This window comes from Vibrio chagasii, from assembly GCF_002954585.1.
Taxonomy (GTDB): domain Bacteria; phylum Pseudomonadota; class Gammaproteobacteria; order Enterobacterales; family Vibrionaceae; genus Vibrio; species Vibrio chagasii_A.
The window spans coordinates 623,684-636,222 of the sequence record NZ_MSCI01000001.1; the positions used below are offsets into that span (position 1 = coordinate 623,684).

The window sequence follows — 12,539 nt, forward strand, 5'->3', positions numbered from 1 at the left end:
TAAAAAATTAGTATTTTACCTGTAAAGTAGCCATGTAGTTACGACCTTCGCCCACAACTACACCGCTTGTGCTACCACCTTCAAGGTAATCTGTATCGAATAAGTTCTCTACATTGAAGCGAGCAACAAAATCTAAGTTCTCGTCATATTTGATAGTATGTGCAATGCCCATATCTACACGAGTATATGCGTCTTTCTTAAACGTGTTAGCGCTTTCTGTGTAACGCTCACCGACGTGGTATACACCTAGGTTTACGTCAGTACCGTTGTTAAATGCATAAGTAGACCAGATACTTGCAGTGAATTCTGGCACATCGGCAGGCGTCTTGCCTTCTCGCTCTGGATCGTTCTTATATTCTGCATCAAGGAACATAGTAGATGCGCTTAGAGACAACGCATTAGTTAGGTAGCCAGTTGCCGATAGTTCAACACCAGTATGAACCTGTTCTCCAACTTGAGAAGTACGTGTTTCTTTTCCGTTATTAGCGTTAGGATCTACGTCTTCTGTCACTTGAATATTTGATTGAGTGATTTGGAACACTGCACCAGAAATAAATAGACGCTCATCAAACAATTCCCACTTTGTACCAACTTCATACAAAGTACCTTTCTTAGCGTCTTGCGATTGACCAAAGTTCACATCGTCTTGGTCAGTAATTTCACCAACTGGTTCAAAGCTTTCTGAGTAAACTGCGTAAATTGAACCATTTGAAGCCGGAGAGTAAATTACACCAAACTTAGGAAGAATGTTGTTGTAGCTCTCTTCTTGATTAGAACTGCTCGTCGTTTTGTCGTATGCGAAACGAACACCACCAAGAACTTGCCACTGTTCGTTAAGTGTTACTAAGTCTTGAACATATAGACCGTAGTGTTGGCTTTCAGAGTGAGATACTTCATTGTCGTTCTTGTAGCTAACGTTAGAAGGCATATCAAAACCATTACCACATGCAGCTTCTGCTTCTGCTTCAGTTGCATTAACACAAGTGTAACCAGAGTCGTATAAACGCTCGTAATCGTAATGAAGGCCATTAACACCAACAAGTAGTCGGTGGTTTACACCTAGAGCATCGAAATCACCAGTAAAATCTACGTAAGCCGTGTCAAACGTCCACTCGTCGTGACGATCTGATACTTTGTAGCCGTAACCGCCGTTTTTATTGCTGTATACTGTATTGTTCGATTCAGTACGCTGACGCTCGTAGAACTGACGGCTAATACCTGTTTTAACAGACCAAGTTTCGTTTAAGTTAGCAGTTACCGAAGCGCCGTAGTTAGCAACGTCGTTATCTGTTTGAGCGAAACGTTGATCATTAACCGTGTTAGGGTCGATAGCCTTGCCTGTAGAAGTGTCGATTTTAGAACCATTGTCTAAATCGCCCTCTTCGATTGTGCGGTCGTAATGAACTGACAACATGATGTCTTCGTTAATATCGTAATCAACAAATAGACCACCAACAAAACGGTCGGTTTCTACATCTGTGCCATCAAAACGTGTGCGGTAAGAGTCTTGGTTTTCTTGTGAAACAATAAGACGAGCACGTAAAGTTTGGTCATCGTTTAGTGAACCACTTACATCAGCGGTAGTACGCGTGTAGCTATCAGAACCGATATCTTGGCTTACGTTTACTTGAGTCTCGTAAGTCGGCTTTTTAGAGACCATGTTTACTAAGCCACCAGGTGTCGATTCACCATAAAGTAGGCCAGCAGGTCCTTTCAACACTTCTACACGCTCTAAAAGCTCGATAGGTTGACGGTAATGAGACCAATGTTGAACACCGTCACGCAGGTAGCTTGAACCACTATCTAGTTCGAAACCACGTAGATTGAAACGTTCACGGTTTGTAGATTTTGAACCCGCGGAAATAGATGCATCGTTCTTTAGAACTTCACCAAGAGTTGATGCACGCTGTTCATCGATAATTTGCTCATCGATTACTGAAACTTGTCCCGGAGTCTCTAATTGAGTCGCCTCCATGCGCATTGCTGTTGTATTCGTGTCGGCTTTGTAACCGTAGTCACGACCTTCAACAACCATGTGCTCGTCTGTTTTTGCTGTTTCTGCCAATACTGCTGGTGAAGCTAATACTGCGCCGATCACTAAAGCCAATGGGCTCTTTGAAAACATGTCCTTTACTCCGCTTTTATTCTTTTTGTACGAGCACTATGGTTAGTTATTTAATGTGCTCTCAGAACCGTTACCGGTACCACTGAATCTTTTCGCGAGAGAATATAAGTGATAACTATTACCATTTGCATTGAATTTACATTCTTTGCATTCGTAAAGTTTTGTTAAGGTCTTGGTAAGCGTTATTCATTAGATGTAACAGAACCTGATTCAATACAGATACTTAGAAGTGTTTTTGTTCGGGTCCCCACCACCACCGTTAAAAATTTTGAAACAGCGTTATTTATTCACTCAATCTAACAATCAAAAAACGATAAATATTTTATCTTGTCTTATTTATTAGCTTTGATTTCGCGTTTTTATGTATAAAAGCCTCGATAAATGTTAATTAATAGTGAATTATTTTGTTTAAATTTGTTTAAATTACACATTTATCAGTGATTTTGATCACATCTATAATTCCAAACTCATTTTTTGTTTTTCGATTTGATTATCCGACTGCTAATCTCCTGCTCACTTTGAAAAGGTATCAAAGTTATAAATAATAAGGAGTGTTCTAAATGAATACCAAAAAACCTATATCTCTGACTGGCCGAGTAATTCTTGGTATGGTCGTAGGTATATTAACGGGATTTGCCATTCAATCCCTTTTTGCAGAAAGTGGATTTGTTAACAACTACATCGTTAACGGACTCTTTGAAGTAGGCGGTCAAATTTTTGTCGCCAGTTTAAAAATGCTTGTTGTCCCTCTAGTCTTCGTGTCGCTAGTGTGTGGTACAAGTTCCCTTAAAGACTTATCAACTCTCGGCCGTATGGGTGGCAAAACGCTTGCACTTTATATCGGTACTACAGCCGTTGCTATTACTCTAGCATTGACGATCGGTAACCTATTCCAACCTGGTGCTGGTGCGGATCTGACTGCTGCGAGCTCTTTTAAATCAGCGGATGCCCCCTCTTTGGGCCAAGTCATCATCAATATGTTCCCAACCAACCCTATTCAGGCGATGGCTGAGGGCAAAACACTACAAGTGATCGTATTTGCTGTGCTATTCGGTATCGCAATTAGTGCTGCTGGTAAACCAGGCGAACGTATTGCTGCTGTATTTGCAGACCTAAACGAAGTGATCATGAAGCTTGTTGCTCTGCTGATGAACCTTGCTCCTTTTGGCGTATTCTTCTTAATGGCAAGACTTTTCTCTGGTTTAGGTTTGGACGCAATTTGGAGCTTAGCAGAATACTTCCTTGTACTTGCAGGCACTCTCCTATTGCACGGTTTAGTGACTTACAGTGCAATGCTTAAAGGGTTCACTGGCCTTAACCCTATTACGTTCCTGCGTAAGATGGAAGATGCGATCATGTTTGCGTTCTCAACAGCCTCTTCAAACGCAACGATTCCTGTAACAATGGAAACCGCTAAGAACCGCATGGGTGTAGACAACAAAGTTGCTTCATTCACTGTTCCATTAGGTGCGACAGTGAACATGGACGGTACTGCAATCATGCAAGGTGTTGCGACTGCGTTTATCGCACAAGCATACAACATCGACCTTACTATGGGCGATTACCTAATGGTTATCCTAACTGCGACTTTGGCTTCTGTAGGTACTGCAGGTGTCCCTGGTGTTGGTCTGGTTATGCTAGCGATGGTATTGAACCAAGTTGGCCTACCACTAGAAGGTATCGCTCTAATTATGGGTGTTGACCGTCTTCTAGACATGATCCGTACCGCTGTAAACATCACGGGTGATAGTGCCGTATCTATCATCGTTGCCAAGTCTGAAGGCGCTCTTGATGAGTCGCGCTTCAACAACCCTGCAGCAGGTGAGAAAGAAGAAGAAGTTAAGCTATCACACCAAGAAGCGTAATCTAACAGCCCAGCTTCAAGCTAAAGTGCAAATAATGGCTAACGCTTTAGCTAGAAACACAAAAAACGCCACAGTATTTGCTGTGGCGTTTTTTATGGGGTTTGGGTATCAACCATTAATATCAATACTCCAGCCCTAATATAACCAGAACGGCAAGGTCAATTAACGGGCTCACAAATTGGGAACATTAGATTCACTCTGAGTCCCCCATTTTCTCTATTCTCCGCCGTAACATGACCATTCATAACAACCATTGCCTCTTTCACGATGGCAAGGCCCAGGCCGTAGCCACCAGACTGCTTGTCTCTAGCGGTTTCAATACGAGTAAACGGATCAAAGATACCTGCAATTTGGGTATCAGGAATTCCTTCTCCATCATCTTCTACAGAAATGACACTGTAACGCTGATCAACAGTCTTTTCATACGTCGTGACCGAAATATGTGCATGCTCACCCGCATACTTAATCGCATTACCAACCAAATTGCCTATGATTCTTAAAAGCAATCGTTCATCAATGTTCACCATCGAGGTTGGAATATCTAAATCACCCACTAGCGTTTGATTGGGTTTTAAGTCATTTTGCATTTGCGCGATAAGCATCGAACAATATTGCTCAAGCTGCATCAAGCTGAGCTTAGAATCGTAGCGAGAGGTTTCTAAGCGACTAAACTCGAGGATTTCGCCCACTAGTTTGTTCATCTCTTCAGTTTCACTTTCCATACGATCAAGCAGCCCAGTACTCTTCTCATCCACCTTATTACGTAACAGATGCAGAGCGAGGTTTTGCCTTGCTAACGGGGTTCTGAGCTCATGAGAGACATCTCGTATCAAGCGGCGTTGTTTTTCTGCCAAGGATTTAATCTCAAACGTCATATGGTCAAAATCTACAGCCAGTTCATTAAACTCTCGTGTGTTTGATTTTAATTCAGATACGACTTGTATAGAGAAGTCACCCTGCGCCAAACGTCGACTCGCTTCTCTTAGACGATCCAAAGGTTGTTGTAGTCTTCTTGCCATGATTAAAGAGAACAAAGAAAGGATCATGAAAGCGATGAATACCTTCATCAATGACGAATACAAGCCAAACGAATTTGCGGGATGGAATCGGTGCGGTAATTGGATAACTAAGCTATTACCGCTTTCTAGAGGTAGACCAAAAATTGGCCGATTAACAACGGCATCCAATTGATGATCTAACGTTCTCAAGAAACGTAACTTGAACTCAAAATGAGGGTGCATGTGCCGATGTGTCAGAGGATGATTATTTTTGTCTAAAACAAACAAATAGTACTGTTGAGCATTGGCCCAATCAGCCAGCTCATCCATATCTCCATGTTCAATTAACACATCGGCTTGATAGGCGAGATCCAACATTTCTTGCTTAACAGAATCAGGCACCTTAAGTAGTGCCTTCATCAACGCCTTTTCGGCAACCGCTTGAAAAATAAAGATACTGACAAGGATGATCGTCAGATATGAGAAAAGTTGGAACGTTAATCCATCTTTACGTTTGGCAATAAAGTCGGGGCAACGTATTAGTTTGGCACTCATGTTCCAACCGACTCTAGGTAACTATATCCTTTACCACGAACCGTTTTAATATGCTGTTTAGACAACCCAGCCTGTACTAGCTTACGACGGATATTACTGATGTGCATGTCTAGATTGCGATCAAAGGGACACAGCTCTTTCTTTAAGACATGTATTTGTAAGTCAGACTTAGATACAACAATGCCGTCATTCTTAATCAAATAATCAAGCAGATCTTTTTCTGTACCAGTTAGGGGTAAACGAGAAATCCGTTCACACAAACCATGGTTAGATGAAGCTAGAGACTGTCTCTGACGCTCAAATCCAACTCGACGTAAGATAACCTTGATACGAGTCAGTAGCTCAGGAACATTGAAAGGTTTAGCGATGTATTGATCGGCTCCAGCTTGATAACCATCAAGCATCGATGCATCGTCATTGAGTGCCGTTAGCATCAAGATAGGCGTAGCAAATCGCTGACAGATTCGCCTTGCTACTTGCATACCGCTGAGGTTAGGCAGCATCACATCAAGTAACACTAAATCAACAAGATTGGATTGGATAAACTCTAGTGCAGCCTCACCACAATGAACGGTATCAACGTGATACCCCTCATTCTCTAGAACTTCACCCAATAATTCACACAACTGAATATCATCATCAACAACTAAAACACGCGACATCATACAAACCAATAAATAATAATAATTTGCATTTTAATTATCGTTATTGTTAATTTCAATTGCAAATGAGAGATTTACTCTATAGTAGGAAATCTTTTTCAATCGGAACGAACTTTGACGCAGCATCGATAAGATTTTGAGCAGTAAGCCCGGGTACACCGTACACTTCCACTTTTTTGCCAAAGCGCTGTTTAATTCTTTCCACGAGGATCTCAAAGTCCCCATCTCCAGAGACTAAAACGATTGTATCCACATTCTCTGCTAGTTCGATGGCATCTAAGGCAATACCGACATCCCAGTCACCTTTCGCACTGCCGTCACGACGCTGAATAAATGGCTTCAATTTCACATCAAAACCCACACCACGCAGAATATGATGGAATTGACGCTGCTTAGGATCTTGACTAGAAATCGCATACGCATGAGCCGCAACAACATTTCGACCTTCTGTCGCTACATACCAAAATTGGTTGTAGTCAAAGTTAGAACGATATTTGTCTCGTGTTGTGTAGTAAACGTTTTGAACGTCGACCAAAATAGCTATGTTTTCCATAAATTCATACCTTTAGATTTTCGGTATACCCTATTCTATTCAACCCTAAAATGCGAGTCGCTTTATCTAATAAAAATGAACCTGTTGGCTGTGGTTAACGTAAATCTAAGCATGTTTAACGCAATCCTAACTATGCTTAATAGATGTCTATCAAACTGGACGATCGTTTTTGACCTTGGTATCCACTACACAAGTGCTAGCGATTAGAGATACAAGTAAAGCTAACAGGCTACTTAAGGGAGGTTGTCTATGCTACACCGACAAAAACACAAATCTCACATAAGCTTCGACAACACTACAAGGGCCGCTCTAGCTCCTTCCAATAGTTGGTTAACTTTGCTCAAACTAATAACTGTTAGCACCGCGTTGATTTTGAGCCTCACCACTCATTCAGTGTTTGCTTATCCAGCCTACTCCCATTCTCAACCACTGCCTCATCGCAGCGTCATTTACTTCGCCCCAGAGGAAGACTCGGTGGTAAAGGAGTTTCTTAATGAAGTCTTGCTCAACAACTGCCAATTGGACGAACGTGATGTCGTCATCATGGTGATAGCAGAAAGCGGATATACCGTCCCGACTTGGCTTGAGGAAGAGTTTAACTTAGAAGCAGTGACTAGCATTTATGAGATTCCCAAAGGCTCTCACACTGCAGTGTTAATTGGCAAAGACGGAAAAGAGAAACATCGTTGGAATGGTAAAACGGATTGGAACCTCATCACCAACATTATTGATGAAATGCCAATGCGCCAACAAGAAATGCAGCGACAAAACAGCCGCTGCAATATCTAATTCAAAACGTAAAAATTAGGCGTGACTCGATTGCTTGTTAAACCAGTCAAGTTTTTCATGGAGTTGCGCCACACTACCAACAACAATCAAGGCTGGGCTAGTCGCGACACTAGCCAGGCTTGCTAAATCATTCAACCCACCTCGAAACACCTTCTGTTCTTGGCGTGTACCGTTTTCGATAATTGCCACAGGCATATCCGCACGCATACCGTTATCAAGCAGGTTCTTTTGAATATTAGGGCTCTCTTTTAATCCCATATAGAACACGATGGTGTGATTGTGTTGTGCCAGAGATTGCCAATCAATATCTTCACCGTCTTTTTTAAGGTGACCAGTAATAAACTGAACACTTTGAGCGTGGTCGCGATGCGTCAGTGGAATACCCGCATAAGCCGTAGCGCCCGCAGCGGCTGTAATACCAGGAATGACTTCAAATTTAACATTGTTCTCTGCAAGCGTTTCACACTCTTCCCCACCACGGCCGAAGATAAACGAATCCCCACCTTTTAAGCGGACTACATGCTTGTTTTCCTGAGCTTTAGTGACCAGTAATTGGTTGATTTGGTCTTGTGGAACACAGTGGTGGTCGAGCTTTTTACCCACATACAACATCTCTGCTTCTGGGTTTGCCATCGCCAGGATATCTTTTGATACCAAACGATCGTAAACCAGTACATCCGCTTGTTGGATGACGCGTGCTGCTTTTAACGTTAACAGGTCTGGGTCACCTGGCCCAGCACCAACCAGTGATACAAATCCATTGCTTTCTTTATTAACATTCGATGGCGATACTTCTGACATACTTTGCTCCGAAAGTTAGCTTGTTATATTTCAAGCTTAATTCTGTTTGATGATTCATCATTCAATGAATCATCAATATCCTTACTTCTTAGACTATCAGTTGTTGCCGTAAAACTTCACGATTAATTCTAATCAAGATAGAAGTTTATATAACAAAACAATCTATTACGTTGGTAAACACTGATATTTGCACCATTCTCGAACACATGTAGCCCAACTTAGGTGCACTGCTATCTAAGTAGAGAGTGTTGAGATCAAAAAAGCCCCAAATCAACAATTTGGGGCTTAACACACTTCATCAATTACTCTTTAACCTAGAGTATTCGAATTACTTAGCGCCTAGAGAAGGAGCTGTTCTAGCGTGAGTTAGGAATAGTGGAACACACGCTAGGAACAAACCACCAACGATGTTGCCTAGGATTGTTGGGATAAGGTTGAAGTTCAACCACGTCGCAATACCGAAATCAGCGCCAAGAATCATACCCAGTGGGAATAGGAACATGTTTACTACTGTGTGCTCAAATACTAGTGCGAAAAAGATGAAGATTGGGAACCACATCATCGCTGCACGGCCAGATACAGTGCGTGCTGTCATGTTGCCAATTACGCCAAGACAAACCATTAGGTTACAGAAGATACCGCGAACAAAACACGTGATCCATCCGTCCATACCCATATTTTCAAAACCTAGGCTACGGCCAGTAGAAACTGCAATGAACTTCTGAGCAACAGCGTTTGGCTCTAGAGAGAAATTACCTGTTAGTGAAACCGCAACTAGGAAAGCAACAATCAGAGAACCGATAAGGTTACCCAAACCAACAAGCCCCCAACAGCGTAGAATACGCCCCCAAGTGATACCCGGACGGTTGTCGAATTTCGCTAAAGGCGCAAGACCAAACACACCCGTTACTAAGTCGTAACCCATTACACTAAGAATTACGAAACCAACTGGGAACACAAGTGCGCCAACAATACCGATACCCGTTTGAACGATAGTCGTGATAGCTACTACAACCGCAAGAGAAAGAATAATACCAGCCATAGTGCTTCGGATCAGAAGATCGCGAGTACCCGTCTTGGTTTTAGCTTCACCTACATCGATCATTGTTTGAACGAATTCTGCCGGTTTAAAATCAGTAGACATAAGGTTGTCCTTAAAAGTTAAAAATTAAAAGTTAAAAATTAAAAGTTAAAATTGGATAGGAAAAGGTTCTAGTTGCCGAGTTAAGGCAATATCGATAACTAGAACCCTTGAACTATCAAATCTTACTCATCAAAAGATTAAGCAGAGATTTCTACAGCGCCTTTAGACACACGAGCTTTGTACGCTTTCACGTTGAAGTTCTCGTCTTCCATGCACACACCTGTTGTGAGGTTAAAGCGTTGCTTTTTAAGTGGGCTTGCCACCCAAAGCTCGTCTTGGTGCTCTACAATTAAACCACGAGATAACACATTAGATTGAAAGTAAGGGTCTGTATTGCTTATCGCTAGCACTTCTTCAGCTTTTGTTGGGCGGAAGATAGCTACTTGCTCACCAGCCACCAACGCACAAACACCTGTACCTGGGATAATGTCTTCGATCTTACAAACTTTGGTAAATGCCATGATGCCGTCTCCCAATTAAACCAGTTCAACGTGAGGGATATCGCCCTTCGCTTCAGGGTGTTTCTCTGTGAATGTCGCTGGACGGTGTTGCTCACGGCCATCATCAACAAACACAACGTTATCATCACGGTCATCAGCGTTGATGAAGTGAGAGAAGCGCTTAAGTTGAGCTTCATCGTTGATAGTGTCTGTCCACTCACAAGCGAAGTTGTCTACAAGGCCAGCAATATCAGCTTCAAGTTGGTCGTTGATACCAAGCTTATTGTCGATGATAACTTCACGTAGGTAATCCACACCACCTTCTAGGTTATCCATCCATACCGAAGTACGTTGTAGCGGAGCAGCCGTACGAATGTAGAACATCATGAAACGGTCGATGTACTTGATTAGCGTTTCTTGGTCTAAGTCGCTTGCTAGTAGGTCTGCGTGGCGAGGCTTCATACCACCGTTACCACATACGTACATGTTCCAACCTGCATCCGTCGCGATAATACCTAAGTCTTTACCTTGAGCTTCAGCACACTCACGAGTACAGCCAGACACACCAAACTTCATCTTATGAGGAGTACGGATGCCTTTGTAACGGTTCTCGATCATCACGCCAAGACCAACTGAATCTTGGACGCCGTAACGACACCAAGTAGAACCAACACATGTCTTAGCCATACGAAGTGCTTTTGCGTAGGCTTGACCCGTTTCGTAGCCTGCTGCGATTAACTTCTTCCAAATTGCTGGTAAGTCATCTTTTTGAGCACCGAACAGACCGATACGTTGTGCACCAGTGATCTTAGTGTAAAGGTTGTATTCAGCCGCAACATCAGCCAGAACGCTTAGCGCTTGAGGCGTTACTTCACCACCCGCCATACGAGGGATAACAGAGTAAGTACCGTCTTTCTGCATGTTACCTAGGAAGTTATCGTTGGTATCGTGCAGTTTCACTAGCTCAGGCTTAAGAATGTGTTCACCCCAGCATGAAGCAAGGATAGAACCCGCTAGAGGTTTACATACTTCACAGCCGTAGCCTTTACCGTATTTCTCTAATAGCTCATCGAATGTTTTAATTTCTTCGATGCGGATTAGGTGGAAAAGCTCTTGGCGAGAGTAAGCAAAGTGCTCACACACATCGTTCTTCACTTCTACACCGGCTTTAGCAAGTTCAGCATTAAGTACTGAAGTTACAAGTGGAATACAACCACCACAGCCAGTACCCGCGCCCGTTACTGCTTTGATATCACCGATTGTGTGGTGACCTTCAGCAACCGCTTGAGCGATCTTGCCTTTCGTTACATCAAAACAAGAACAGATAACTGCAGATTCAGGAAGAGAGTCTGCGCCAAGTGTTGGCTTTTCAGCACCAGCGTGTGCAGGAAGGATCAACGCATCTGGATGTTCTGGAAGGTCGATTTCGTTCAGCATAAGCTGTAGAAGATCGCCGTAGTCAGACGTGTCACCAACCATTACTGCACCTAGCAGCTTCTTGTTGTCTTCAGAGACGATTAGACGCTTGTAAACTTCTTGCTCTTCGTTTTGGTAAACGTAGCTCTTACAACCAGGAGTACGACCGTTTGCATCACCGATAGAACCTACTTTCACACCTAGAAGCTTAAGCTTCGCAGACATGTCAGCACCTTCGAACGTGCTTTCGTTACCAACAATGTGGTCAACTGCAACTGTCGCCATCTTGTAACCAGGAGCAACTAGGCCGTAGAACGTTTGGTTCCATGACGCACACTCACCGATCGCGTAGATGTCTTTATCTGTTGTTTGACAGTGATCGTTAATCTCGATACCGCCACGAGGCGCGATACCCAGCCCCATTTGACGAGCAAGTTTGTCTTGAGGGCGGATACCTGCAGAGAATACGATGAAATCTGTTTCTAGTTCAGTACCGTCTGCAAAGCGCATCACGTTACGAGCTTCAGTGCCTTCAGGAGCAATCTCAAGCGTGTTCTTGCTTGTATGTACGTTTACGCCCATACGTCCTATTTTTTGACGAAGTTGGTTACCACCCGCTTGGTCAAGCTGCTCAGCCATTAGCTTTGGAGCAAACTCAACAACGTGCGTAGTTACGCCAAGAGCTTTTAGTGCGCCTGCCGCTTCAAGACCAAGCAAACCACCACCAACAACCACACCAGATTTAGAGTTCTTAGCAGTGGCTTCGATAGCTTTCAAATCTTCAATTGTGCGGTAAACGAAACAATCTTTACCTTCGTTACCTTTGATTGGCGGAACGAATGGGTATGAACCAGTAGCAAGGATTAGCTTGTCGTATTGAATTTCACGACCAGTGCTTGAGTAAACTGTTTTCTTTTCACGGTTAACGTTAATAGCACGCTCACCGACCAGTATGTTGATGCCGTGTTTCTCGTAGAAGCCTTCTTTAACTAAAGAAAGTTCGTCCGCAGTATGGTGTGAAAAATAAGAAGAAAGGTGTACACGATCATAGGCTACGCGAGGCTCTTCACAGAAGACTGTGATGTCCATGTTAGCAACGTCTGTCTTCTCGACTAAATCTTCGATATAGCGATGGCCTACCATCCCGTTACCGATTACGACTAGCTTCATCTTGCTCATAAGAATTCCTGA

The 12,539-nt window shown here is 43.0% G+C and carries 10 protein-coding genes; 2 read left to right on the forward strand and 8 right to left on the reverse strand.

Annotation, left to right across the window (positions count from 1 at the left end):
* Nucleotides 1-7: 7 nt before the first annotated feature.
* On the reverse strand, nucleotides 8-2,125 hold the full coding sequence (locus BTO10_RS03045) for a TonB-dependent siderophore receptor (RefSeq protein ID WP_105023535.1): 2,118 nt from the start codon (nucleotides 2,123-2,125) through the stop codon (nucleotides 8-10).
* Between the two features lie 560 nt (nucleotides 2,126-2,685).
* Here BTO10_RS03045 and BTO10_RS03050 point away from each other — a divergent pair.
* A complete protein-coding gene (locus tag BTO10_RS03050) occupies nucleotides 2,686-3,990 on the forward strand; it encodes a dicarboxylate/amino acid:cation symporter (protein WP_004739222.1) in 1,305 nt (434 codons plus the stop codon).
* A 158-nt stretch (nucleotides 3,991-4,148) separates the two neighbouring features.
* On the opposite strand, the gene BTO10_RS03055 is transcribed toward BTO10_RS03050, so the two are convergent.
* From BTO10_RS03055 to BTO10_RS03065, 3 genes are all read right to left on the reverse strand, one after another.
* Nucleotides 4,149-5,543, reverse strand: a complete 1,395-nt coding sequence (locus tag BTO10_RS03055; RefSeq protein ID WP_004741871.1) for a sensor histidine kinase — start codon at nucleotides 5,541-5,543, stop codon at nucleotides 4,149-4,151.
* On the reverse strand, nucleotides 5,540-6,205 hold the full coding sequence (locus tag BTO10_RS03060; RefSeq protein WP_105023536.1) for a response regulator transcription factor: 666 nt from the start codon (nucleotides 6,203-6,205) through the stop codon (nucleotides 5,540-5,542). Before BTO10_RS03060 ends, BTO10_RS03055 begins: the two co-directional genes overlap by 4 nt.
* 79 nt (nucleotides 6,206-6,284) lie before the next feature.
* Entirely contained in the window at nucleotides 6,285-6,758 is a 474-nt protein-coding gene (locus tag BTO10_RS03065) for a LabA-like NYN domain-containing protein (protein WP_004741873.1), read from the reverse strand.
* A 249-nt stretch (nucleotides 6,759-7,007) separates the two neighbouring features.
* Here BTO10_RS03065 and BTO10_RS03070 point away from each other — a divergent pair, with 249 nt between their 5' ends.
* Entirely contained in the window at nucleotides 7,008-7,547 is a 540-nt protein-coding gene (locus BTO10_RS03070; RefSeq protein ID WP_105023537.1) for a DUF4174 domain-containing protein, read from the forward strand.
* A 15-nt stretch (nucleotides 7,548-7,562) separates the two neighbouring features.
* On the opposite strand, the gene cobA is transcribed toward BTO10_RS03070, so the two are convergent.
* From cobA to nirB, 4 genes are all read right to left on the reverse strand, one after another.
* Complete coding sequence (cobA, locus tag BTO10_RS03075) at nucleotides 7,563-8,348, reverse strand: uroporphyrinogen-III C-methyltransferase (protein WP_105023538.1); 786 nt, start codon at nucleotides 8,346-8,348, stop codon at nucleotides 7,563-7,565.
* A 328-nt stretch (nucleotides 8,349-8,676) separates the two neighbouring features.
* Nucleotides 8,677-9,492, reverse strand: a complete 816-nt coding sequence (locus tag BTO10_RS03080; RefSeq protein ID WP_105023539.1) for a formate/nitrite transporter family protein — start codon at nucleotides 9,490-9,492, stop codon at nucleotides 8,677-8,679.
* 137 nt (nucleotides 9,493-9,629) lie between these two features.
* Nucleotides 9,630-9,953 (reverse strand): nitrite reductase small subunit NirD, encoded by a 324-nt coding sequence (gene nirD, locus BTO10_RS03085; RefSeq protein WP_105023540.1) that lies wholly within the window; start codon nucleotides 9,951-9,953, stop codon nucleotides 9,630-9,632.
* Between the two features lie 15 nt (nucleotides 9,954-9,968).
* Nucleotides 9,969-12,527 (reverse strand): nitrite reductase large subunit NirB, encoded by a 2,559-nt coding sequence (gene nirB / locus BTO10_RS03090; RefSeq protein WP_105023541.1) that lies wholly within the window; start codon nucleotides 12,525-12,527, stop codon nucleotides 9,969-9,971.
* Between the last annotated feature and the right edge of the window lie 12 nt (nucleotides 12,528-12,539).

What these genes read in the sequence shown, in the direction of transcription:
- BTO10_RS03045 (WP_105023535.1), bottom strand. Translation starts at nt 2,125, where the DNA reads ATGTTTTCAAAGAGCCCATTGGCTTTAGTGATCGGCGCAGTATTAGCT.
- BTO10_RS03050 (WP_004739222.1), top strand. Translation starts at nt 2,686, where the DNA reads ATGAATACCAAAAAACCTATATCTCTGACTGGCCGAGTAATTCTTGGT.
- BTO10_RS03055 (WP_004741871.1), bottom strand. Translation starts at nt 5,543, where the DNA reads ATGAGTGCCAAACTAATACGTTGCCCCGACTTTATTGCCAAACGTAAA.
- BTO10_RS03060 (WP_105023536.1), bottom strand. Translation starts at nt 6,205, where the DNA reads ATGTCGCGTGTTTTAGTTGTTGATGATGATATTCAGTTGTGTGAATTA.
- BTO10_RS03065 (WP_004741873.1), bottom strand. Translation starts at nt 6,758, where the DNA reads ATGGAAAACATAGCTATTTTGGTCGACGTTCAAAACGTTTACTACACA.
- BTO10_RS03070 (WP_105023537.1), top strand. Translation starts at nt 7,008, where the DNA reads ATGCTACACCGACAAAAACACAAATCTCACATAAGCTTCGACAACACT.
- cobA (WP_105023538.1), bottom strand. Translation starts at nt 8,348, where the DNA reads ATGTCAGAAGTATCGCCATCGAATGTTAATAAAGAAAGCAATGGATTT.
- BTO10_RS03080 (WP_105023539.1), bottom strand. Translation starts at nt 9,492, where the DNA reads ATGTCTACTGATTTTAAACCGGCAGAATTCGTTCAAACAATGATCGAT.
- nirD (WP_105023540.1), bottom strand. Translation starts at nt 9,953, where the DNA reads ATGGCATTTACCAAAGTTTGTAAGATCGAAGACATTATCCCAGGTACA.
- nirB (WP_105023541.1), bottom strand. Translation starts at nt 12,527, where the DNA reads ATGAGCAAGATGAAGCTAGTCGTAATCGGTAACGGGATGGTAGGCCAT.